We start from the raw sequence: 22473 nt of genomic DNA, 5'->3' as shown, positions 1-22473 counted from the left end.
GTCATTGCTCCTGCCAGCGGCCGCCGCTCTTCTCGCAATCGGTGCGCACCTGGCCGAGGTCGGTCATCTGGTAGTAGCGGGTGAGCACGCGGGCATCGTTCGGCACCGCCGGGCGTGCCGTGTCCGGCCTACGGGCACTGGCACGTGGGTTGGCCAGGCTCTCCTGGTCCAGCGGGGCGTCGCAGCGGGCCTGCTCGCCGCCGGGGCACTGGGCGACCCGCTGCTTGCGGGTGCTGGTCATGTCCTTGCTCTCGTTGCTGCAGGACCAGTCCAGCGCCTCTGCCGGCATGCCGACGAATTCGTAGCAGCTCTCGGTCTCGATGCCGGTGACCGCTGCGCTGGAGGTGCGGCTGTTGACGTGGCAGCCCTCGGCGAGGGCGAGCCCGGCGGGCAGGCAGCCGAGCAGCAGGAGCAGGGGAAGGCGGCGCATGGCGGTGTCTCCTTGGCGTCCGTACCTGGGTTGTGAGCAGCGGTACGCGCCGGGAGTTCAGGGTGTTTGATGGGCGGCACGGGCGCCTGCGCCAGGGGAAACTTTCTGCCGTGCGGGCCGGTCATCGAAAGACGGCATGACGAAGGAGAAGCCCATGGCACGCGCGATCTGGAAAGGGGCGATCAGCTTCGGGCTGGTGCACATCCCGGTGGACCTGGTGTCCGCCAGCAGCTCCGGCGGGGTGGATTTCGACTGGCTGGACGACCGCTCCATGGAGCCGGTGGGCTACCGCCGGGTGAACAAGGTCACCGGCAAGGAGGTGCCCCGCGAGCACATCGTCAAGGGGGTGGAGCACGCCCCCGGCGAGTACGTGGTGCTGAGCGAGGAGGAGATCCAGCAGGCGCACCCGCGTGCGACGCGGACCATCGACATCTTCGCCTTCGTGGATGCCGGGCAGATCCCGTTGCAGAACATCGACACGCCCTACTACCTGAGCCCCGACCGGCGCAGTGGCAAGGTCTATGCGCTGCTGCGCGAGTCCCTGGTGGCCAGCGGCAAGGTGGCCCTGGCGGAGGTGGTGTTGCGCACCCGCCAGTACCTGGCGGCGGTGATGCCCCAGGAGTCGGCGCTGGTATTGGTGACGCTGCGCTGGCCGGCGGATGTGAAGGGCCTGGGCATCCTCGACCTGGGCAGCGAGGTGACCGAGCCGACCCTGGCCAAGGGCGAGCTGGCGATGGCCAAGCGGCTGATCGAGGACATGACCCAGGACTGGCAGCCGGACGACTACCGCGACACCTTCACCGAGAAGGTGATGGACCTGGTGGAACAGAAGGCCCAGGAGGGCCACGTGGAGCGGGTCGAGCGGCCGGACGAGGAGGCGCCCCAGGGCGCGGACATCATCGACCTCACCGAGCTGCTGCGACGCAGCCTGGGCGGCAAGGGGGCGAAGCCGGAAAAGACCGAGAAGGCCGCGCCGGCCAAGGCACCGCGCAAGCGTGCCCCGGCCAAGGCGGCGAAGGACGACGCCATCCGGCCGCGCCGGCGCAAGGCCTGAGGGCGCGGCTCAACGCGGCGCGTCCTCGGGCGGGGCCTGGCGCGGCGTCGGTTTGACCGGCGGGTCGCCACGGTCGAGCTGGGAGCCCGGGTCTTCGTTGCCGGGGTCGTCGAGGATCGGTTCTTCGGTGCTCGGGGCATGCGGTTGCTGGGCACTCATGGGGAACTCCTTGCAGGTGGGCTTCAGGCGGCCATGCGTTCGCACTCGTCGGCGCAGCGCTGGCAGGCCTGGGCGCACTCCTGGCAGTGCTGGCTGTTGTGCTGCTGGCACTCCTCGGCGCAGGCGGTGCAGGCGGCGTGGCACACCTGGCACAGGCCAGGGGCGAACTCGCTGCCACGGATCATCAGCGTGGCGCACAGGTGGCAGAGGTCGGCGCAGTCCCGGCAGAGCTGGATGCAGCGGGTCATCTGCTGGGCATGTTCCTCGCTGAGGCAGGCCGAGGCGCAGGTTTCACAGGCGGCGGCGCAGGCGTTGCAGGCGGAGATGCAGGTCTGGAAGCGGTAGGGGTCGTTCATGGCGGGGTCCTCTTGCGCGAGTGGCGCCCGTCGCAACCGCACGGGCGCCCGGGGTCTGCAATCAGCGCTTGGCGTCCAGCTCCTTGGCCAGGCTCTCGGCCTTCTCAAGGTGGGCCTGCAGCTTGGGCAGGATCTTCTGGGCGAAGTCGCGCAGCTGGGCCTGGTCGGACTGGGCGGCCTGGCGGTACAGCTCGACGGCTTCCTGGTGGGCCTTGACCTGGTTCTCGGCGTAGGCCTTGTCGAAGGAGTCGTCACGCATCTCCAGCAGCTTGGCCTTGGCCTGCTCCATCAGGCTGGCGTCATCGGCGGTCTTCAGCTTCAGCGTGGCGGCCAGTTGCTTGAGTTCGGCATTCGCGGCGGTGTGGTCCTTGACCATCATCTCGGCGAAGGCCTTGACCTCCGGGTGCTGGGCCTTCTTCTCGGCGAGCTTGCCGGCCTCCACCTCGGCGATGCCGGACTCGGAGGCGCGGTCGACGAAGTCCTGCGGGTCGACGGTGTTGGCGGCGCGGGCGGTGCCGCCGAAGGCGACGAAGGCAGCGAGCAGGGCGAACATCAGGTGTCTCAGGGGATGGGTCATGGCGGTGTCTCCGTGGTGGGTGATGACGGTCGGTAGAAGCGGGCAGGCGCGGACAAGTTCAAGGGAATGTCCCGGGCGGTTCGTCCAGACAGGTCGAACCTAAGCCGGGGAGGGGTTTCCCACCCTGTGAACGCCCGGCGACCGCCGGAAGCAACCACAGGCCACAGGGAGAACCCCATGAGCGAGCAGACCCTTCCCCCCCAGCACCAGGACAAACAGCCCGGCCGCGAGGGCGCCATGCACCCGCTGCCGGAGTACTTCTCCGAACGCTACAAGGCCGCCGGCAAGCTGGCCGGCAAGGTGGCACTGATAACCGGTGGCGACAGCGGCATCGGCCGCGCCGTGGCGGTGCATTTCGCTGCCGAGGGCGCCCAGGTGGCGCTGGTCTACCTCGACGAGGAGGACGACGCCCGCGAGACTGCCGAGGCGGTGGCGCGCCAGGGCGGCCAGGTCATCACCCGGGCCGGCGACGTGGCCGATGGCGAGTTCTGCCGGCAGGTGGTGGCGGACGTGCTGGACACCTGGGGGCGCCTCGACGTGCTGGTGAACAACGCCGGCGAGCAGCATCCCTGCGAGGGCCTGGAGGCCCTGGAGGAAGCCACCTGGGAGCGCACCTTCCGCACCAACATCCTCGGCATGTTCCAGCTCACCAAGGCGGCGCTGCCGCACATGGGGCAGGGGGCGAGCATCATCAACACCACCTCCATCACGGCCTACAAGGGCAACCCGTCGCTGCTGGACTACTCCTCCACCAAGGGGGCGATCACCGCCTTCACCCGCTCCCTGGCGCTGAACCTGGCGAGCCGGGGCATCCGCGTGAACGGGGTGGCGCCGGGGCCGATCTGGACGCCGCTGATCCCCTCCACCTTCACCGCCGAGCAGGTGGCGCGCTTCGGCGCCGACACCCCCATGGGACGCCCCGGGCAGCCGGCCGAGGTGGCGCCGGCCTACGTGTATCTGGCCAGCGAGGATGCCTCCTACGTCAGCGGCCAGGTGCTGCACGTGAACGGCGGGACGGTGGTCAACGGCTAGGCCGCCGGGGCGGAAAGTCTGAACCCGGGCCGCCCCGTGCGACCCGAAACACCAGGACTCAGCAGAGGAGGGTCATCCCATGTCCGATCCCGTCACGTACTTCTGGATCGCCGTCGCCGGCATCCTGGTCCTGCTCGACCTGTGGGCGATCATCAGCGTCTTCCGCAGCAGCAAGTCGGTTGAAACCAAGGCGCTGTGGGCGCTGGGCATCTCGTTGTTCCCGGTGCTCGGGCTGGTCTACTGGGGCATCGCCGGGCCCCGGGGCCTGGGCCGCGGCCCGTCGTCCCCGGAGCACAGCAAGTAGTGCCGTGCCGGCCTGGCCCGAGGGTCAGGCCGGTTGCTTCAGGCGCTTCAGCTCCAGGGCGTCGTGGCTGCAGAACAGCTCGATGTCCGGGCGGCTGAGGGAGAGGTGGCGCAGGCGCTGCTGGTTGCGCCGCCGGGCGCTGCCGTCGGTGTCCATCATCCACTGGTAGAAGCGCAGGCCTGGCGGGCAATGCCGCTGGGCGTGGCGCACCTCGGCGCGGTGGAAGTAGGCGTCGCCGGCGTGCAGCAGCCAGCCGTTGGGCCCCTGCACCGCAACCCCGGCATGGCCCAGGGTGTGCCCGGCCAGCGGCAGCAGGCACAGGGGCTCGCTTTCCAGCCCGCGCAGGGTCCGCACGGCATTGAAGCCGTTCCACTGCTCGCCCTGCTCGCGGTAGATCTGCCAGCGCTTCACGCGCTTCCACTGTTCGGGCACGAAGCGCCGGCGGCCGAAGAAACCGGTGCTGGCCTCGGCGCTCTTCAGCTCGCGCTCCATCAGGTGCACGGTGGCCCGGGGGAAGTCCTCCAGGCCGCCGGCGTGGTCGAAGTCCAGGTGGGTGAGGACGATGTGGCGCACGTCGTCGGGCTGGTAGCCGAGCCGGCGGACCTGGGCCACGGCGGTGAGGCTGGTGTCGTAGCGGATGTTGTTGAGCCGGCGGAAGAACGCGCTGAGCCGGGCGCCGCGCTGGCGCATGTCGCGCAGGCCGAAGCCGGTGTCCACCAGTACCAGGCCGTCGTGGGCGGTCTCCAGCAGCAGGCAGTGGCACACCAGGTGCGCACGCAGGCCGGTGCTGAACCCGTCGTAGAGGGCCCCGCCCAGGGGGCACATGCAGCCGCAGTCGAGGTGATGGATATGCATGGTGGTCTCCGGTTGCCTGGGTGTCTGCGGTTGGCAGGGGCCGGCGGCGGAGGTTCCGGTTTCCTGACCGGGCGGTGCCGTCGATCACTCGAACCGGGCGGCACGGCACGGGGTCTGTGAAGCAAGGCCCATCACCCAGGAGCGCCGTCATGCTGCCCCGCCTCGATCCGTCCGATGAACAGGAGCGCCACTACCCGGTGCAGGAGAACCTCCACGTGCAGCGGCGCCAGTGGGCGCTGGAGCGGGTGGGCATCTGGATACTGGGGGCGCTGGTGGCGCTCACGGTGGCCGGGCTGTTCGCCAAGGGCCCGCTGAGCCATGCCGAGGCGGCCTCCGAGGACGGGCGCTTGCAGGTGACCTGGCAACGTTTCCTGCGCAACGGGGCCACCTCCACCCTGGTGGTGGACGTGCATGGAGTGGGCCCCAAGGCCCGGGTGGAACTGCTCGGCGAGCTGCTGGAGGGCTCCACCCTGGAAGGCCAGCAGCCGCAGCCGGCGGCAAGCCGCACCGCCGGGGGCAACGGCCTGGCCCTGGACGTGACGGCGGACGAGCAGGGGCGGGTGCGGCTGTTCCTGTCCCTGCGCGCCGACGGCGTGGGGCTGTTCCGCAGCCAGGTCCGCGTGGGTGACCGGCAGGTGCCGGTCAGCCAGTTCATCTACCCCTGAGGAGCCCGCCATGGATGCCGTATTCCGCGCTGCCGCCATCTACTTCGCCCTGCTGGTGATCTTCAAGTTCTCCGGCCGCCGTTCCCTGTCGGAGATCACGATCTTCGACTTCGTGCTGCTGCTGATCATCGGCGAGGCCACCCAGCAGGCGCTGCTGGGGGACGATTTCTCGGTCACCAATGCGGTGCTGGTGATCGTCACGCTGATCAGCATCGACCTGGTGCTTACCCGCCTGCAGTGGCGCTGGCCGCGCCTCGACCTCTGGCTGGAGGGCTCGCCGGTGATCGTGGTGGAGCACGGCGCGGTCCTGAAGAGCCGGTTGGACGCGGCGCGCCTGCGCGAGGCGGACATCCTCGAAGCCGCCCGCGAGAAGCACGGCCTGGAGCGGCTGGAACAGATCCGCTACGCCATCGTCGAGCGCAACGGGAAGATCTCCATCATTCCCGCGCAGTGACCGCACGGGGATAAAACTGGAACGGGTTGCCACCCCCCGAGTCGACTTTCCCGAGGCCTCTGGAGAGGCCCGGACCCATGACTCGAAACCATCTGGAGGCAACCCATGGCCCGTAAAACCGTTCAAGACCTGTTCATCCACGAACTGTCCGACGTCTACAGCGCGGAGAAGCAACTGACCCGCGCCCTGCCGAAGATGGCCCGTGCGGCCAGCAACCCGATCCTCGTCGAGGCCTTCCAGGCGCACCTGGAGGAAACCCAGGGCCAGATCGAGCGTATCGACCAGGTGGTGGACGCCTTGGGGCTGAAGCTCAAGCGCGTGAAGTGCATCGCGATGGAAGGCCTGGTGGAAGAGGGCAAGGAGCTCATCGACGAGATCGACAAGGGCCCGGTGCTGGATGCCGGCCTGATCGGTGCCGCGCAGAAGGTGGAGCACTACGAGATCGCCAGCTACGGCACGCTGATCGCCATGGCCAAGCACCTGGGGCTGAAGGAGGCCATCGGGCCGCTGAAGGACACCCTGGCGGAGGAGAAGAGCACCGACGAGAAGCTCAGCAAGATCGCCGAGGAGGGTGGCAACCAGGCCGCCACCATGGAGTCCCGCTGAGGCCTGCCTGTACAACCCCGCTGCTGCCGGCAGCGGGGTTGTACAGGTGTCGTAGCGAGCCTTGATATCACCCGGAAATCATCGATAACCGCTTGTCATTCAAAGACTTAGCGAAGCCTAAAAAGATCGAACACTTCCTTTCGGCCCGTTTCAGAACCTCTGCAAGGCCAATTCCGGCCTGCCTGTCACAGGAGATTCATCATGTCGAACGATAACCCGGGCAACTTTGCCAACGACCGTGAAAAAGCCTCCGAAGCGGGGCGCAAGGGTGGCCACAACAGCGGCGGCAACTTCGCCAATGATCCGGAACGCGCTGCCGAAGCCGGGCGCAAGGGTGGCCAGGTGAGTGGTGGCAACTTCGCCAACGATCCCGAGCGTGCTGCCGAAGCCGGGCGCAAGGGCGGCCAGAACAGCGGCGGCAATTTCGCCAACGACCCGGAACGCGCTGCCGAAGCGGGGCGCAAGGGTGGCCAGAACAGCGGTGGCAACTTCGCCAATGACCGCGAGAAAGCCTCCGAGGCGGGCCGCAAGGGTGGCCAGAACAGCCACGGCGGCAAGGACCGGGAGTAACCCTCCCTGGGAGCCCGCCGCCCGGCGGGCTCCCGCATGCCTCGGGACGGAAGCTACCAGCGCTGGGGCGAGGCCAGCGGGGGGAGCAGGGAATGGACGTCACCGGTGGCGCAGGCAATTTCTTCCAGCAAGCTCTTGCTCACGTCGGCCACGGCCTCAGGCGTGCACACCTCGGCGGTGGTCAACCCCGTGATGGTAATGGTGGCCTGGCTGTTGCGGTCGGTGAACTGACAGGACAGCGAGCCATCGTCCTGGCGGATCGCCTTGCAGCTGTAGCCGGGCATGTTGAGTTCGAAGAGTCGACTGATTTCGCTAAGGAACATGGGACCCCCTGGTTCAGGGTGGTGGCGAATGTGCAGCGACGGAAGAACAACGGAAGGGAAGCCTCCGAGCAAAAAAGTCACTGTGCGGACTTCCTAGACTAGGGGCTGAACACGCGCTGTAAATGATGGCGCAGGGCCTTGTCATCGGTGGGAAAGGCTCGCAGCAAGGCACAGGCGAAGCGCTGTAGAGATTTGCCGACGCCAAGGGTTGCATTTAGCTATCAATGGCCCTTCGCCGTACAACTCCTGTATCGAAACACCATCGGTCGGAAAGCCGCGCCCCATGCGGGACGCAGGCGACCCGGGCGGTCTCTCTCCGGGCACTTCCGACCGTTCATCCCGATTCCCTGAACAGTCGCCCGGGCGGGTTTTCCGACAGGGGTAGCCCCCAACCAGGAGAATCCCCATGCAGGCCTTGACCTACCACGGCAGCCACGACGTTCGCGTCGAGCGAGTGCCCGATCCCGTGATCGAGCAGCCCGACGACATCATCCTGCGGGTCACCGCCACCGCCATCTGCGGTTCGGACCTGCACCTCTACCGGGGCAAGATCCCCCAGGTGAAGCACGGCGACATCTTCGGCCACGAGTTCATGGGTATCGTCGAGGAGACGGGCCCGGCGGTAACGGCCGTGCGCACGGGCGACCGGGTGGTGGTGCCCTTCGTGATCGCCTGCGGTGGCTGCTTCTTTTGCCAGCTGAACCTGCACGCGGCCTGCGAGACCACCAACACCGGTCGCGGCGCCATCCTCAACAAGAAGCAGATTCCGCCGGGCGCGGCGCTGTTCGGCTACAGCCACCTCTACGGGGGCGTGCCAGGCGGCCAGGCCGAGCTGGTGCGGGTGCCCCACGCCAACGTGGGGCCATTCAAGGTGCCGGACGAACTGGACGACGAGCAGGTGCTGTTCCTCAGCGACATCCTGCCCACCGGCTACCAGGCGGTGGTCAACGCCGGCATCGGCCCCGGCAGCAGCCTGGCGATCTTCGGCGCCGGGCCGGTGGGGCTGATGAGCGCCGCCTGCGCGCGGATGCTGGGGGCGGAGCTGATCTTCATGGTCGATCACCACCCGTACCGCCTGGAGTACGCGCGCCAGACCTACGGCGTGATCCCCATCGATTTCGAGCGGATCGACGACCCGGCGGCGGCCATCATCGAGAACACACCCGGGTTCAGGGGGGTGGATGCGGTGATCGATGCCGTGGGCTTCGAGGCCAAGGGCAGTACCACGGAAACGATTCTGACCACGCTGAAGCTGGAGATCAGCAGCGGCTACGCGCTGCGCCAGTGCATCGCGGCGGTGCGCCGGGGCGGGGTGGTGAGCGTGCCCGGGGTGTACGCCGGCTTCATGCACGGCTTCCTGTTCGGCGACGCCTTCGACAAGGGGCTGACCTTCCGCATGGGCCAGACCCACGTGCACCCGACGCTGCCCACGTTGCTGGAGTACATCCAGACCGGCGCGCTGAAACCGGAGGTGATCATCAGCCACCGCATGGCGCTGGCAGAGGCGGCGGAGGGCTATCGGCTGTTCGAGAAGAAGGAGGAGGGCTGTCGCAAGGTGATCCTCCGCCCCTAGGCGAAGGGGCGCCCCGGGTGGGGCGCCCTCGCAGGTCAGGGCGAGATCGGGTCGCTGGCGGGGAAGGTTTCCTCGATGGCGTTGTCGACCTTGGCCTCGGTCGGCGTGCGTGCCTTGCCCTGGGCGTTGTCCACCTTGGGCAGGGCCTCGCGCAGGCGGGCGATGCGCTGGCGCAGGTACTCCAGCTCGCCTTCCAGGTCGGTGACCATGCCCTTCATGGCGCAGTGGCCGGTGGTGCCGCGCCACAGCAGCAGCGCGCCGGTGAGGGCCTTGAGGGTGCCGGCGGTGCCGCCACGGTGGATGCCGGTGCACAGGGCCACCAGCCCGGTGCCCAGGGACAGGGCGCGTTCGATGCCGTGGACGTTCTGGTACTCGTGGTTCATGTCGTGTCTCCTCGTGTCGTGGGCCGTTGGCGAGCCGGGCTCAGCGCTTGGCCGGGGTTTCGGGGGCTTCGGAGCGGGCCAGGAAGGCCTCGGTGAGGCTCGGCAGGTGCTCCCTCAGCCAGTCGGCCATGGCCACCTCCTGGGGCAGGATGCGTTCGCAGGCACGCTGGGTCTCGACGTCACCGGCGGCCTGGGCGGCAGCGATGAGCACGGTGTAGGAGGCGATCTCCATGTTCTCGAACACGTAGCCGGCCATCGCGCCCTTGATCACCTCGTCGGTGGCGGTCATGCCGCCCACGGCCTGGCCGAAGGCCATGAGCTTGCCGCCGATGTCCTTGAGGGTGGACGGGCTGCTGTCCAGGCGAGCCAGGGCTTCTTCCAGGAGCTTCTGCTGGCCCAGGGTTTCCTCCAGGTGCTGGTCGATGCGGGCCTTGAGGTCGGGGTAGTGCTCCAGCCGCGAGGACTGAGCCTTGAGCATCTGCTCGGCCTGTTGCTCCATGGCGTGCGCATCACGCAGCCAGTCCAGCAGGTGGGATCGGGTCTTTTCCATCGGGGTGGTCTCCGTCTTGATGTCGGGATGACGAAGGTATGGAGCGGAGGTGCCGGGACGGGTTCAAGGTTCCTGACCACGGGCCCGGTGATGCGGGGTGGTTGATATCAGCGCTCCATCAGCGGGGACCGCTCGTCGGGCAGCAAGCGCGGCGAAGCGCGATTCGTTCAGAACGATCCGCGAGGGGGCTGTTCGTACCTTCTGTGAGGCCAACGTCGGCCTGCCAAGAGAGGATGAAGACATGACCACCAACAAGAACCCCGGCAACTTCGCCAACGACCGCGAGAAAGCTTCCGAAGCCGGCCGCAAGGGCGGCCATAACAGCGGTGGCAACTTCGCCAATGACCGCGAGAAGGCCTCCGAGGCCGGCCGCAAGGGTGGCCAGAACAGCCACGGCGGCGGACGCTGATGGCGAAAAGGGAAAAGCCCGCTTCGGCGGGCTTTTTCTTGCCTGGAAGAACGTCGGGGAATTCGTGATGGCGCGCCTCGTGCGGTCGTGGCGGGGCAGGCATACTGCAGCGCTCCCACTCTGCTGGCAGGCTCCCCATGTGGCCCTTCGACCAACCGCCGAACGGCGCGACCATCGTTTCGAAAAGCGTGATCGACAAACGCAAGCCCATCCTTCACGTCGTCCATGACGAGGACGACCACGGCTGGCAGTTCCTCGACAACGAGAGCGAGGCCCTGGAAGACCTGTGCATCGTCGGCCTTGGCCATGTGCTCGACCTGGATCCCTCCATTGCCGAACTCGCCGGGCTCGAGCCCGGCTGGCAGGCGACGCGGGACGATGCCCAGGCCCCGTGGCGCATCGAGCCGGTGCCGCCGGAGCCTGAAGACGAACCGGCCTGAGCGGCGGGCTCGTTCGGGGTTGCCATGACCGGCACGCGGGCATCGGGCCGGTCGTTCGGCCATCACTGGGGAGGCAGGTCGAACACGAAGCAGGTGGTCGTGGCGTGGGCGTAGAGCTTGCCGGATTCGTCCTCGATGCGGGCTTCGGCCGTAGCGACCTGGCGCCCACCGTGTATCAGCGTGCCGACAGCCCTTAATGGGCCGGTCCGGTGGGAGGCCGAGCGCACGATGTTGAGGCTCAGCTCGGCGGTGGTGTAGGAGCGCCCGGCTGGAAGCGAGGTCTGCACGGCGCACCCGAGGGCGGAGTCCAGCAGGGTGGCGAACCAGCCGCCGTGGACGGTGCCGAGAGGGTTGTAGTGCCCAGCCAGGGGAGTGCCCTGGAACACCGCACGCCCGTCGCCCACCTCCAGCAGCGTCATGTTCATGGTGTCGTTCATCGGCGGGTAGGGCAGTTCGCCGGACATCATCCCTTCCAGGATCTGCCGACCGCTCTTGCCCGCCAGCTGCTCAGGTCGGGCAAGGCCCGGCTGGCCGCCGCCTTCGCGCATCCGCTGCAGCGCCTCTGCCTGCTGGCTGGCCCAGTTGACTGTTGTGGGGTGTGTATCCATGTGGCCTCCGTTGCCGCCGGGGACCGGGCGGCGTGCGTTGGGTGGTTTCAAGGGTGGGTTCATTGTGGAACAGGCTCGGCCTAGGCGAGCCCGAAAGTCTTCCTCAGGCCTTTCTCCACCGCCCCGGCGGGCATGAAGCGGCGAAGCGTGCGCAGCAACGAGGCCTCGCCCCGAGGGGTGTGGCGCATCTTCCAGGGCCCCAGTGCGGCCTCGACCAGGGTGGCGGCGACGCTGTCGGGCAGCGGTGCCTTGCGTACGCTCGTTTCGATGCTGCGGGACACGAGGCCACGCTCGCGTTCGTAGGCAGGCAGGGCGAGGGCGGCCCGGGGTGCATTGAGGTCCAGCTGGGTGCGGGTGAACGAGGGCTCGACCAGGGCGACACGAATGCCGAACTGGCGCACCTCGTGGTCCAGCGTCTCGGACAGGCCCTCCACGGCATGCTTGGAGGCCGAGTAGAGCGCCATGTAGGGCGCCGGCAGGAAGCCCAGCACCGAGCTGACATTGACGATGCGGCCGCCGCCCTGTTCACGCATGTGGGGCAGGGCGGCGCGGGTGGTCCGCAGGATGCTGAGGACATTGGTATCCAGCAGGGCCTGGGCCTCGGCAATCGACGTTTCCTCGGTGGCGCCGAGCAGGGTCACGCCGGCGTTGTTGATCAGCACATCGATGCGCCCGGCCTGGGCGATGACCTGCTGGACCCCGAGGTTGACCGAGGCCTCGTCGCGGACATCCAGTTCCACCAGCTCCACGCCGGCTATCGGCTGGGCGCTGGCGATGCGGCGCACGCTGCCGAACACGCGGCACCCGCGTTGCGCCAGCCGTTCGGCCGTGGTGCGCCCGATACCCGACGACACGCCGGTGACAAGAACGACGACAGGGTTCGACATGGTGGTTCCTCTTGGTGGCTTGAAGGCAGCGGGGGCAGGGCTCATGCGGGCTGCACCTCCGCGGTTGCCTGGTTGGGAATGGGTCGGATGCCGAACCAGATGGCGTACATGGCCGGCAGGAACACCAGGGTCAGCACGGTACCGGCGAGGGTGCCGCCGATGAGGGTGTAGGCGAGCGTTCCCCAGAACACCGAATGGGTCAGGGGGATGAACGCGAGGATCGCCGCCAGCGCGGTGAGGATCACCGGGCGGGCCCGTTGCACGGTGGCCTCCACCACGGCCTGGAAGGGCTCCAGGCCCGCGTCCTGGTTATGGCGGATCTGCCCGATGAGGATGAGCGTGTTGCGCATGAGGATGCCCGACAGGGCGATCAACCCCACCAGCGCATTGATGCCGAACGGCTGGTGGAACAGCAGCAACGTGGGCACCACGCCGATCAGGCCCAGGGGGCTGGTGAGGAACACCATCACCATCGCCGAGATCGAGCGCACCTGCAGGATGATGATGACCAGGGTGGCCGCCAGCATGATCGGGAACAGCGGCAGCATGGCCTTGCTGGCCTTGCCCGACTCCTCGATGGAGCCCGCCTGTTCGATGCGGTAGCCGCTGGGCAGCCTGTCGATGATGGGTTGCAGCTGCTTGCTGATGGCGGTCGAGACATCCGGTGGCTGCAGCCCTTCGGCGATGTCGCCGCGCACGGTGAGGGTGGGCACGCGGTCGCGCCAGCGCATGATCGGTTCCTCCATGCGCACCTGCACCTCGCCCACCTGCGACAGTGGAATGCGCTGCCCGTTGACCCCGGCCAGGGTGAAGTCCAGCATCCGGGCCGGGTCGAGGCGGATGTCCCCGGCGGCGCGGGCCATGACCTGCACGGTGCGGATGTCCTCGCGCACGGCGGTCACGGGCACACCGCTGAGCAGGAACTGCAGTTGCTGGGCGACCGCGCTGGAGGTGAGCCCCACGGCCTGCAGGCGGTCCTGTTGCAGGGTGAAATGCAGGGTCGGCACCCGGGTTCCCCAGTCGCTGTTGACGGTGCGCATCAGCGGGCTGGCGTCCATCACTGCCTGCACCTCGCCGGCGATCCGCCGCAGGGTGTCCGGCTCCGGGCCGCTGACCCTGTAGGCCACCGGGAAGGGGGAGTAGGGGCCGAACACCAGCTGGGTGACGCGGACCCGTGCCTCGCTGGCCAGACCCTCGGCTATCGCCTGGCGCAGCCGGTGCTTGAGCGCCTCGCGTTCGTCCTGGTTGTCGGTACGGATCACGATCTTGGCGAAGGACGGGTCAGGCAGCTCCGGGCCCATGGCCATGAAGAAGCGCGGGGCGCCCTGGCCGACATAGGCGGTGACGATGCGCGCCTCCTTCTGCTGGGCCAGCCAGGCCTCGACCTTCTCCGTGGCGGCGCTGGTCTGGGCGATGGCGGTGCCGTAGGGCATCTGCACCTCCACCAGCACTTCCGGGCGGTCGGAGATGGGGAAGAACTGCTTCTTCACCAGCGCCATGCCGAGGATCGCGATCACGAACAGCCCCACCACCGAGCCGGCAACCAGCCACTTGCCGGCGATGACGCGCCCGAGCAGCGTGCGGAAACGGTTGTAGCGAGGGGTGTCATAGAGGGCTTCGTGGCCGCCTTCGACCTTCTTGAAGTCCGGCAGGAGCTTGACGCCGAAGTAGGGCGTGAAGACCACGGCCACCAGCCAGGAGGCGACCAGTGCGATCCCCACGATCCAGAACATGTTGCTGGTGTACTCGCCGGCGGTGGAGCGGGCAAAACCGTTGGGCATGAAGCCGACGGCGGTGACCAGGGTGCCGGAAAGCATCGGCGCGGCAGTGTGGCTCCAGGCATAGGCCGAGGCCTGGATGCGGCTGTAGCCTTCCTCCATCTTCACCACCATCATCTCGATGGCGATGATGGCGTCGTCCACCAGCAGGCCCAGGGCGAGGATCAGCGAGCCCAGGGTGATGCGGTCGAAGTTCTTGCCGGTGGCGGCCATCACCACGAACACCAGGGCCAGCGTCAGCGGTACGGCGACCGCCACCACCACGCCCACGCGCCAGCCCATGCTGAGGAAACTCACCAGCATCACCACCAGCAGGGCGACGAAGAACTTGATCATGAACTCGTCGACCGAGGCGCTGATGTTGACGGCCTGGTCGGTGACCTTGCTCAGGCTCATGCCCAGGGGCAGCTGGGCATTGATGGCGCCCACTTCGTCGTTCAGTGCCTTGCCCAGGTCGAGGCCGTTCCAGCCTTCGCGCATGACGATGCCCAGCAGCAGGGCCGGTTCGCCACCGTTGCGGATGAGGAAGGTGGCCGGGTCTTCATAGCCGCGCCGGACCGTGGCCACGTCGGACAGCTTGAGGGTGCGCCCCTGGGCGATCACCGGAGTGTCGCGGATCTTCTGCAACTCATTGAAGGCGCCGTCGAGGCGCAGGAACACTTCCGGCCCCCGGGTCTCCACGGAGCCTGCCGGGGTCAGCGCATTCTGGCCGTTCAGCGCAGCGAACACCTCCTGCGGGCCGATGCCAAGGGTGGCCAGGCGTTCATGGGAGAACTCGACGTAGATGCGCTCGGCCTGCTCGCCGATGATGTTGACCTTCTTCACACCGGGCACGTGCAGCAACCGCTGACGCAGGGTCTCGGCGTCACGCACCAGCAGGCGCTGCGGCTCGCCCCTGGCCTTGAGGGCATAGAGGGCGAAGGTCACGTCGGAGTACTCGTCGTTGACCAGCGGACCGATCACCCCCGCCGGCAGCAGCTTGGCTTCGTCGCTGATCTTCTTGCGGGCCTGGTAGAACGCCTCCGGCACCTCCGCTGGCGGCGTCGTGTCCAGCAGCGTGAGCGTGGTGAACGCCAGACCGGGGCGGGTGTAGGTCTCGCTACGGTCGTACCAGCGCAGCTCCTGGAGGCGTTTTTCCAGCTTCTCGGCGACCTGGTCCTGCATCTCCTGGGCGGTGGCGCCGGGCCAGGCGGTGACGATGGTCATCACCTTGACGGTGAAGGCCGGGTCTTCCGCCCGCCCGAGCTTGAAGAAGGCCACGATCCCGGCCAGGGAGATCAGGCAGACCATGAACAGCGTGACGGCGCGCTCGCGCACGGCCAGCGCGGAGAGGTTGAAGCGGCCCTCGCTCATGGACGCACTTCCTCGACGGCGGCGACGGCATGGGCGTCTGCCGTGCGGACCGGCTGCCCCTCGTGCAGCAGATGGGCGCCCAGGGCAACGATCGGCTCGCCCGGCTGCAGGCTCCCAGCGATGCGCACCTGCTCGGCGCCCAGGTGGTGGACTGCGACCGGACGCCAGGCCACACGCGCCGGCTCACCCTGGATGACCCACACGCCAGGGCCGTTGCCGGCGTCGTACAAGGCGCCGACAGGAATCTGCTGTTCGCCGGCCGCGCCGGGCTGCCCATCCGCCACCTGCACGGTGATGGTGGTCCCCAGCGGGGCATTGGCCAGTTCGCCCTCCAGCACGTAGCGCGCTTCGAAGGTGCGCGTCAGACGATCCGCCACGTCGGAGAGCTGGCGCAGGCGGGTCGCGACGCGGAGATCGCCTTTCCCGAACAGCGATGCCTGGGCAGTGGAACCCACCGCCGGGCGCAAGGTTTCCGGTAGCTGCACCACCGCCTCCCGGGGGCCGGCATGGGCGACACGGACCACCACCTGGCCGGCATTCACCACCTGGCCGGGCTCGGCGACCGTCTCCATGACGATGCCATCGGCGTCTGCTGTCAGTTCGGCGTAGCGGGTGGCGTTGCGTGCCACCTCGGCCTGCGCCTGCGCTGCACTGAGCTGCGCCAGGGCGGTGTCCGCGGCGGCCTTGTACTGGTCGTAGGCCGATGCCGAGACGGCACCGGTTCCTCGCAGCTTGCGGTAGCGGGCCTCATCCTCGCGCGCCTGCCTGGCCCGCGCCTGGGCAGCGGTAACGACTTCACGCTGGGCGTTGGCTGCCAGCTTCAGGTCGGCCGGGTCGAGGCGCAGCAGCACCTGGCCGCGTTTCACGGCCTGGCCGGTGTCGACCAGGCGCTCCAGTACCTTGCCGGAGACGCGGAAGCCCAGGTCGCTCTGTACCCGGGCGGCGACGATACCGGTGAAGGCGCGTGTCGCCGCGTCCGCCGACTGGGGGTAGGCGGTGCGGACCAGCGGCGCTTCAGTACGCGGATCGTGTGCCGGCGGCTCGCCGCAGGCGACCAGCGCCATTGGCACGACACCGACCAGGAGGAGGGAAGAAAAGCTGTGCCGAAGCATGAGGCACCCATTGCGAAGTCATAGGGAGCCTCACTTTGATTCTTGTGACCAAATTAGTCAATGGTCACTATTCAGGGTGACAGGCTGCGCAACACCAGGCTGGAGAGCAGGAGGGGGGCTTCGTCGGTGTAGTCCAGCCCATGCTGGAGCAGCAGCGGGTTGAGGTACGGCCGCAGGACCATGTGGATCGCCTTCACGGTCTCGTCCAGCGGCGTCTTGCGTTCGAAGTCGCCGCTCTCCCGGCCCTGCTGCAGGATGTCCCGGAGCAGCTCGAGGATGCGCCCTTCGTAGGCGCGGGCGGCCGGCCAGCGTTCCGTGGCGGCGGAGGCGGCGATCTCGTAGAGCTTGCGGTCCTGGAAGAACAGGCGCAGACCGGACTCGACGATGGCCTTGAACATCCGCCGCAGCTTCTCCGGCGGGTGCTCGGCCTCGGCGACGGCGGCACGGACCTCCGTCTCGATCTGGCGCAGGCAGTTCGAGCAGATCATCTCGCCGATGGCCTGCTTGGACTCGAAGAACTTGTAGATGTAGGCCTTGGAGAAGCCGATGGCCTTGGCCAGGTCCGAGACCGTGGTCTTCTCGAAGCCGTAGAGGCTGAAGTGTTCGGTGGCGGCAGCCACGATCTGGTCACGGACCTCATGGTCCACCGGCCCGCGGGCCGTTCGGGAGGGGGGTGTCGTATTCATGGGCGCATAGCCTACAGAGCGAAAGGACCGGGAACAACGAGTGACCAATATGTCACGGGGTCACATAAAGCGCCGCTGTTCCCAGTTGGGCGCCCGGCCGACAGCTCAGGGTGTGATGGCAATCGCGATGACCTGGCCCACTGCGGCCTATGCCATCAGCGGTTGCGCCCCAGCGCCTCGTGGCTGCTGACCCAGTCGCCGGCCAGGATCGCGGAGGTCAGGGACACATCGCCGGCCAGCACCACGGCCGCGATGATCTCCGCCAGCTTGTCCGCCTTGCCGGCCCCGTGGCAGCCCAGCAGCTCCAGGCATTCCCGCTGGGTCGGCAGGTTGGTGCCACCGCCATGGGTGGCGCAGATCACGGCGGGCAGGGTCACCGACCAGTAGTAGTCGCCGTTCTCCAGCAGTTGCCCGTAGGTGATGCCGCCATGGGATTCGGCCACATTGGCCGCGTCCTGCCCGGTGGCGATGAACATCGCCGCCAGCCCGTTGGCCGAGTGCGCGCCGCTGTACGCGGAGCCGGCCTGGAAGGCGCCCACCGCGGCGATCTGTCGGTAGCGGTAGAGGTTGGCGGGCTCGACGCGCAGCAGCTCGTGGGCCACCTCGCGCTTGAGGGTGAACTCGGCGATCACCCGCTTGCCACGGGTCTGGATCATGTTCATGGCCGAGTGCTTCTTGTCGGTGTCGATGGCGCCGGAAAGGATGTAGCGCGGCTGCAACGGGTGGTTGGCCTTGATCCATTCGCAGGCTGCGTAGGTGGCCTTGCTGGTCATGTTCTGCCCGGCGGCATCGCCGGTGGTGTAGCAGAAACGGGTGTAGAGCATGTTGGCCACCGGGTACTGCTCGATCTCGAACAGCTTGCCGCTGCGGGTGGTGGTTTCGCTGGCCGCCTTGATCGCCTCGAACTCGCGCACCAGCCAGACGCCGAACTCGCGGGCCTGCAGCGCGTCCTCGAAGAAGAACACCGGTGCCCGCTGCATGGAGTGCTTGACCACCGTGGTCTTCACCCCGCCGGAGGCACTGATGGCGCGCATGCCCCGGCTGTAGCTGGCCAGCAGCGTGCCTTCGGTGGTGGCCATGGGGATGTAGAAATCGCCGCGCGCGTGCTCGCCTTCTATGCGCAGCGGGCCGGCCAGCCCCAGGGGCATCTGCACCACGCCGATGAAGTTCTCGATATTGCCGCGGGTGACGGCCGGGTCGATGGCGTACTGGCCGACCGTGTCCAGTGCGGCACCGGTCTGCTCCTTGATGAAGTCACGGCGCAGGGTGGCCTGCTCGCGGGTGTAGTCGTTCTCGGGGTTGCGGGGAATGGGGGCGCCTCTGGACATCGTGCTCTCCTGCGGGTCGAGTGATTCAGCCTGGGTGAAGATCCGTGAGCCCGAGTGTGCCCAAGGACAGGGGAGGCGACATGACCGACCACGCCAATCGGATGATCCAACGCGTCAATCTTGAGCGCCCAACCGGATGCAGGGCGTAGGGTGAGCCGCGCTTCATCGGTCCACCTAGCGTGCTCGCCAGCCACTGCGCCGGGTGGATGAAAAGAGCGTCACTCACCCTGCATGTGCTGCGACACCCGGAGAGGACAGACACCTTTGAAGGCGTTGGTCTGTACCACCCGAACTGCATGGCGCGTACTGGCAAATCGATCTCAGCCACCGCTCTATCTTGGACCTGTTCAGTCGGCAGAGCCTGTCAAGCAAAAGCTGGCCTAGACCAAAAACATGGCGTTGAAGCGTGATGGAGTTGGCATGAACGGGTGTTGCAAGACGCGCTGAAACCAAAGCGTCTTTTTCCGTTACTAGCGTCGCCTGAGTTCGAACATCTCGCTGCCAGCGTCATGGAAGCGCTCAGCAGCCTTTTGCCACTCATACGACCTGGTGAGTTCCCCCGATGATTTCGAAAAGCAGAAGAAGCTTCATCCAGCTGGCGGCCGGCACGGTCGGTGCCACCGTCGCCAGCAGCCTGCTGCCGTCCAGCATCCAGGCGGCGCTGGCGATCCCCGCGCACCGCCGCCACGGCAACCTCAAGGACGTCGAGCATGTGGTGATCCTGATGCAGGAGAACCGCTCGTTCGACCACTACTTCGGCACCCTCAAGGGTGTGCGCGGCTTCGGCGACCGTGTGCCGATCCCGCTGCCCGACGGCCAGCGCGTGTGGCACCAGAAGGGCAGCAAGGGCGAGGTCCTGCCGTACCACTTCGACACCCGCACCACCAGCGCCCAGCGCGTGGACGGCACCCCGCACACCTGGCCCGACGCCCAGCAGGCCTGGAACGAGGGGCGCATGGACAAGTGGCTGCCGGCCAAGACCGAGCGCTCCCTGGGCTACTACAAGGAGCAGGACATCGCCTTCCAGTTCGCCCTGGCCAACGCCTTCACGGTCTGCGACGCGTACCACTGCTCGTTCCAGGGCGGCACCAACCCCAACCGCCTGTTCCTCTGGACCGGCACCAACGACCCGCTCGGCCAGCACGGCGGCCCGGTGACCACCAACGACCACGACAGCGAAGGCCCGGTGGAAGAGGGCTACACCTGGACCACCTACCCGGAACGGCTGCAGGCCGCCGGCATCAGCTGGCGCGTGTACCAGGACATGGCGGACAACTTCTCCGACAACCCGCTGATCGGCTTCCGCCAGTACCGCGCGGCCGGGCCGGACTCGCCGCTGATCGTCAACGGCCTGAGCACCTGGAAGCTGGATGCGCTGAAGCGCGACGTGCTGGCCAATACGCTGCCGCAGGTGTCGTGGATCGTGGCGCCGGCCAAGTATTCCGAGCACCCCGGTCCGTCGAGCCCGATCTGGGGCGCCGAATACACCGCCTGGGTGCTGGACGCGCTGACCGCCAACCCCGAGGTGTGGAGCAAGACCGCGCTGCTGGTGATGTTCGACGAGAACGACGGCTTCTTCGACCACATGGCGCCCCCTGCCGCGCCGGGCCTGAACGCCGACGGCACGCTGCACGGCAAGACCACCGCCGACGCCACCCTCGAATGGCACACCCTGGGCGACACCCGCTATCGCAACCAGCCCTACGGCCTCGGCCCGCGCGTGCCCATGTACGTGATCTCGCCCTGGAGCAAGGGCGGCTGGGTCAACTCCCAGGTGTTCGACCACACCTCGGTGATCCGCTTCCTCGAACAGCGCTTCGGCGTGATGGAGCCCAACATCAGCCCCTGGCGCCGAGCGGTGTGTGGCGACCTGACCTCGGCCTTCGACTTCAGCCACCCCGACAACGGGGCACTCCCGGGGTTGCCGGACACCAGCCAGGCCGACGCCATCGTCGCCAGCCAGGTGAAGCTGCCCAAGCCGAAGCCGCCAGCGGTGGCCGCCATGCCCAAGCAGGAGATGGGCCTGCGCCGTGCGCGTCCCTTGCCTTACGACCTGGCGGTACACGCGCGCTACCGCGTCCGCGAGGAAGCCCTGAGCCTGACCTTCGCCAACACTGGCAAGGCCGGCGCGGTGTTCCAGGTCTATGACCTGCTGGACAGCGTCCGCGCGCCGAAACGCTACACGGTCGGTGCCCACCGGCGCCTGCATGACCGCTTCACGGGGGACGCCAGCGGCGACTACCACCTGGAAGTGCATGGCCCCAACGGCTTCCTGCGGGTGTTCCGTGGCAACCTGCGCGTGGCAGCTGCCGACCGCAGGGCGCCTCAGCCCGAAGTGCGCATCGACCACGACCCGCTGTTCGGCAGGCTGGTGGTGCAGCTGGTCAACCGAGGCCTCAAGCCCCTGCGCATGACCGTGAAGGACAACGTCTACTACCGCGGCGAAAGCCAGACCCTGACCGTCGCCCCGGGCCAGCGCCGCGAGGTGCGCTACTCGCTGCGCAGCAGCGGCAACTGGTACGACTTCAGTGTCAGCGCACAGGGCGTTGACGGCTTCCTGCGGCGCTTCAGTGGCCACCTGGAAGACGGCCGCCCGAGCTTCAGTGATCCGGGGATGGGGCTGGGTACCTTGACCTTCTGAGGCGTGACCCGGCCCGCGTGGGTGGGCCGGGTCGGGGAGGGTGACTTTTGCAACTTGCTTCGGCCTTACTCCGAGTTTGATCGGCCATCCTGCAGGAAAGCCCGAGTGACGATAGCGAGATATTGTTCGCAGCTCTGCTGCGTTTGGGACGATTCTGCCGTGCTATCTTTCTGCGGCTGTACTATCAGGTATCGCCATACGAACTCTCACAGCTAGAGCAATAGATGAAGTCGGCTACATCAGCACGTACAAGCTTTTGTTGCTCTGATATTGCTGGCGATATGACTAGTGGAACTACCGTCTTGTAGTGAAACGGCATCTGTTGGGCATTTTCCTGGAAATCTGCTGTTGAGTGATGCCTAGGTCGAGTCTTATGCTCGTTTGGCTATTTTGCTGGCTTACTTGCTAATCCTCTTGATTTGGTGAAGAAAAGATGCTGTTGAATTACAAGTGCACCTGCTGCTCATTCGAGCGCCAAATGAAATATCTGCCGAGAGAGTATTTATTATCGGAAACTCATAGGATTCCCATGGCTCAGAGACATTTCTGGTGCACCTCTTGTAACGATATTTCGGTTGCTGAGGTGCTGGAAAGGGATGATGAAAAAATGGAGTATCTTGAAGGGGTTTTGGCAGAGAAGCGCGCGCTGATCGAATTGGTGCAGGACCCATCCAGTTTAAGTTTTATAGAAAACCTTACGTTCGAAAGTTTGAAAGAGACGTTCCGGGCTGTGGAGAGCGAGCTGGTGGGCTGGGCAGAGTGGAGAGCCCGTAGAAAGGCCCCTGGAAAGTGTTTGAGGTGTGGGTGTACACCGACTTCGGTTCCTGATAGCGATATGAGTTCATTTGACCATGGCGGATGCTCGGGAGTTCTGGAGTGCCTGATCTCAATCTCGTCCTATAATGGGCCGGCTACATATCCTCATTTATATAGTGTTGATGGTGACTTTCTAGAGCAGGGCAGTAAACCGGTCTCTAGAAATGGAATTGAGTGTGTGTATGGGCCAATGGAGTTGTTTGCTTGAATCTTGTGATCGGTGATGAGGTGGCACTTCACTTTGCTGAAAAAAGGTTTGCCACTACTTTAGGAGTGGTCTGAAGTAGTCCTATATTTCCGTGTTGAATTCGGCCTCTGCCGATTTTGAATGCACCAACCAATCAAAACCGATCAGTTTGCCGGCTCAGCTCTCCGTTTTTGGCCGTCACGAGCACCTCGTAGCGGCCATTTCCCTCATTCGTAAAAGCTCATCTGCTTCATCGTGAAACTTACGGGGTCACTTCCTCGTAATCACGCCGCTCATGTACTGGTTCAGGTCGCGAAGGTCCTGCCATGCGGTCGGC

The 22473-nt window shown here is 66.7% G+C and carries 25 protein-coding genes and 1 pseudogene; 12 read left to right on the top strand and 14 right to left on the bottom strand.

The genetic code is table 11. From position 1 onward, the window contains the following. Nucleotide 1: 1 nt before the first annotated feature. A complete protein-coding gene (locus SZ55_RS06255; RefSeq protein WP_044402990.1) occupies nt 2–430 on the bottom strand; it encodes a hypothetical protein in 429 nt (142 codons plus the stop codon). A gap of 154 nt (nt 431–584) precedes the next feature. On the opposite strand from SZ55_RS06255, the gene ku reads away from it, so the two are divergent. Beyond that, nucleotides 585–1484, top strand: a complete 900-nt coding sequence (ku, locus tag SZ55_RS06250) for a non-homologous end joining protein Ku (protein ID WP_044402988.1) — start codon at nt 585–587, stop codon at nt 1482–1484. A gap of 9 nt (nt 1485–1493) precedes the next feature. On the opposite strand, the gene SZ55_RS28255 is transcribed toward ku, so the two are convergent. The 3 genes from SZ55_RS28255 to SZ55_RS06240 all read right to left on the bottom strand — a co-directional run bounded on the left by SZ55_RS28255 (nt 1494) and on the right by SZ55_RS06240 (nt 2576). After that, complete coding sequence (locus tag SZ55_RS28255; protein ID WP_160298834.1) at nt 1494–1643, bottom strand: hypothetical protein; 150 nt, start codon at nt 1641–1643, stop codon at nt 1494–1496. A gap of 23 nt (nt 1644–1666) precedes the next feature. Beyond that, nucleotides 1667–1999 (bottom strand): four-helix bundle copper-binding protein, encoded by a 333-nt coding sequence (locus SZ55_RS06245; protein WP_044402985.1) that lies wholly within the window; start codon nt 1997–1999, stop codon nt 1667–1669. Nucleotides 2000–2060: 61 nt separating this feature from the next. Beyond that, nucleotides 2061–2576, bottom strand: coding sequence for a DUF4142 domain-containing protein (locus SZ55_RS06240; RefSeq protein WP_044402982.1), 516 nt, complete (start codon nt 2574–2576; stop codon nt 2061–2063). Nucleotides 2577–2753: 177 nt separating this feature from the next. Between SZ55_RS06240 and SZ55_RS06235 the strand changes: the two genes are divergently transcribed. Together SZ55_RS06235 and SZ55_RS06230 are read left to right on the top strand one after the other, a co-directional pair. Further along, entirely contained in the window at nt 2754–3608 is an 855-nt protein-coding gene (locus SZ55_RS06235) for an SDR family oxidoreductase (RefSeq protein ID WP_044402979.1), read from the top strand. 79 nt (nt 3609–3687) lie between these two features. Further along, the gene (locus SZ55_RS06230) at nt 3688–3912 is read left to right on the top strand and encodes a PLD nuclease N-terminal domain-containing protein (RefSeq protein ID WP_044402976.1); all 225 of its coding nucleotides are present in this window, start codon (nt 3688–3690) and stop codon (nt 3910–3912) included. 24 nt (nt 3913–3936) lie between these two features. Here the strand turns inward: SZ55_RS06230 and SZ55_RS06225 are convergent, their stop codons facing one another. Next, the gene (locus tag SZ55_RS06225; RefSeq protein WP_044402973.1) at nt 3937–4767 is read right to left on the bottom strand and encodes an MBL fold metallo-hydrolase; all 831 of its coding nucleotides are present in this window, start codon (nt 4765–4767) and stop codon (nt 3937–3939) included. Between the two features lie 149 nt (nt 4768–4916). On the opposite strand from SZ55_RS06225, the gene SZ55_RS06220 reads away from it, so the two are divergent. The 4 genes from SZ55_RS06220 to SZ55_RS06205 all read left to right on the top strand — a co-directional run bounded on the left by SZ55_RS06220 (nt 4917) and on the right by SZ55_RS06205 (nt 7062). Next, nucleotides 4917–5432 carry a hypothetical protein gene (locus tag SZ55_RS06220; RefSeq protein WP_044402970.1) on the top strand — a complete coding sequence of 172 codons (516 nt, stop codon included), beginning with the start codon at nt 4917–4919 and terminating at the stop codon, nt 5430–5432. Nucleotides 5433–5442: 10 nt separating this feature from the next. Beyond that, nucleotides 5443–5886 (top strand): DUF421 domain-containing protein, encoded by a 444-nt coding sequence (locus tag SZ55_RS06215; RefSeq protein ID WP_044402967.1) that lies wholly within the window; start codon nt 5443–5445, stop codon nt 5884–5886. 105 nt (nt 5887–5991) lie between these two features. Continuing rightward, complete coding sequence (locus SZ55_RS06210; protein WP_044402964.1) at nt 5992–6492, top strand: YciE/YciF ferroxidase family protein; 501 nt, start codon at nt 5992–5994, stop codon at nt 6490–6492. A 201-nt stretch (nt 6493–6693) separates the two neighbouring features. Beyond that, on the top strand, nt 6694–7062 hold the full coding sequence (locus SZ55_RS06205; RefSeq protein WP_044402961.1) for a general stress protein: 369 nt from the start codon (nt 6694–6696) through the stop codon (nt 7060–7062). A 53-nt stretch (nt 7063–7115) separates the two neighbouring features. Here SZ55_RS06205 and SZ55_RS06200 read toward each other — a convergent pair whose 3' ends face one another. Beyond that, nucleotides 7116–7385: a hypothetical protein gene (locus tag SZ55_RS06200; RefSeq protein WP_044402958.1), complete on the bottom strand. Its 270-nt coding sequence runs from the start codon at nt 7383–7385 to the stop codon at nt 7116–7118. 406 nt (nt 7386–7791) lie between these two features. Here SZ55_RS06200 and SZ55_RS06195 point away from each other — a divergent pair, with 406 nt between their 5' ends. Then, nucleotides 7792–8958: a zinc-dependent alcohol dehydrogenase gene (locus SZ55_RS06195; protein ID WP_044402956.1), complete on the top strand. Its 1167-nt coding sequence runs from the start codon at nt 7792–7794 to the stop codon at nt 8956–8958. Nucleotides 8959–8993: 35 nt separating this feature from the next. On the opposite strand, the gene SZ55_RS06190 is transcribed toward SZ55_RS06195, so the two are convergent. Continuing rightward, the gene (locus SZ55_RS06190; RefSeq protein WP_044402953.1) at nt 8994–9341 is read right to left on the bottom strand and encodes a YgaP family membrane protein; all 348 of its coding nucleotides are present in this window, start codon (nt 9339–9341) and stop codon (nt 8994–8996) included. Between the two features lie 40 nt (nt 9342–9381). Continuing rightward, the gene (locus tag SZ55_RS06185) at nt 9382–9891 is read right to left on the bottom strand and encodes a ferritin-like domain-containing protein (protein WP_044402951.1); all 510 of its coding nucleotides are present in this window, start codon (nt 9889–9891) and stop codon (nt 9382–9384) included. Nucleotides 9892–10153: 262 nt separating this feature from the next. On the opposite strand from SZ55_RS06185, the pseudogene SZ55_RS06180 reads away from it, so the two are divergent. Continuing rightward, nucleotides 10154–10300 (top strand): annotated as a pseudogene (locus SZ55_RS06180) (general stress protein); the annotation flags it as partial. 137 nt (nt 10301–10437) lie between these two features. Then, the gene (locus SZ55_RS06175) at nt 10438–10740 is read left to right on the top strand and encodes a hypothetical protein (RefSeq protein ID WP_044402945.1); all 303 of its coding nucleotides are present in this window, start codon (nt 10438–10440) and stop codon (nt 10738–10740) included. Between the two features lie 62 nt (nt 10741–10802). Here SZ55_RS06175 and SZ55_RS06170 read toward each other — a convergent pair whose 3' ends face one another. From SZ55_RS06170 to SZ55_RS06145, 6 genes are all read right to left on the bottom strand, one after another. Further along, complete coding sequence (locus tag SZ55_RS06170; RefSeq protein WP_044402943.1) at nt 10803–11348, bottom strand: PaaI family thioesterase; 546 nt, start codon at nt 11346–11348, stop codon at nt 10803–10805. An 80-nt stretch (nt 11349–11428) separates the two neighbouring features. Continuing rightward, on the bottom strand, nt 11429–12235 hold the full coding sequence (locus tag SZ55_RS06165) for an oxidoreductase (RefSeq protein ID WP_044402940.1): 807 nt from the start codon (nt 12233–12235) through the stop codon (nt 11429–11431). A gap of 41 nt (nt 12236–12276) precedes the next feature. After that, entirely contained in the window at nt 12277–15366 is a 3090-nt protein-coding gene (locus tag SZ55_RS06160) for an efflux RND transporter permease subunit (protein WP_044402937.1), read from the bottom strand. Further along, nucleotides 15363–16478, bottom strand: a complete 1116-nt coding sequence (locus SZ55_RS06155; protein WP_044402934.1) for an efflux RND transporter periplasmic adaptor subunit — start codon at nt 16476–16478, stop codon at nt 15363–15365. Before SZ55_RS06155 ends, SZ55_RS06160 begins: the two co-directional genes overlap by 4 nt. Nucleotides 16479–16549: 71 nt before the next feature. Further along, nucleotides 16550–17164: a TetR/AcrR family transcriptional regulator gene (locus SZ55_RS06150; protein WP_044402931.1), complete on the bottom strand. Its 615-nt coding sequence runs from the start codon at nt 17162–17164 to the stop codon at nt 16550–16552. 155 nt (nt 17165–17319) lie between these two features. Then, nucleotides 17320–18492 (bottom strand): hydroxymethylglutaryl-CoA reductase, encoded by a 1173-nt coding sequence (locus tag SZ55_RS06145; protein WP_044402928.1) that lies wholly within the window; start codon nt 18490–18492, stop codon nt 17320–17322. Between the two features lie 562 nt (nt 18493–19054). On the opposite strand from SZ55_RS06145, the gene SZ55_RS06140 reads away from it, so the two are divergent. After that, the gene (locus SZ55_RS06140; protein ID WP_044402925.1) at nt 19055–21133 is read left to right on the top strand and encodes a phosphocholine-specific phospholipase C; all 2079 of its coding nucleotides are present in this window, start codon (nt 19055–19057) and stop codon (nt 21131–21133) included. A gap of 478 nt (nt 21134–21611) precedes the next feature. Next, nucleotides 21612–22157 (top strand): hypothetical protein, encoded by a 546-nt coding sequence (locus SZ55_RS27900; RefSeq protein WP_139233642.1) that lies wholly within the window; start codon nt 21612–21614, stop codon nt 22155–22157. The last annotated feature ends 316 nt before the right edge of the window (nt 22158–22473 follow it).

The sequence above is a fragment of the Pseudomonas sp. FeS53a genome (genome assembly GCF_000931385.1).
In the GTDB taxonomy this organism is placed as follows: Bacteria; Pseudomonadota; Gammaproteobacteria; order Pseudomonadales; family Pseudomonadaceae; genus Metapseudomonas; species Metapseudomonas otitidis.
This window is presented reverse-complemented; position numbering and strand designations above follow the sequence as displayed.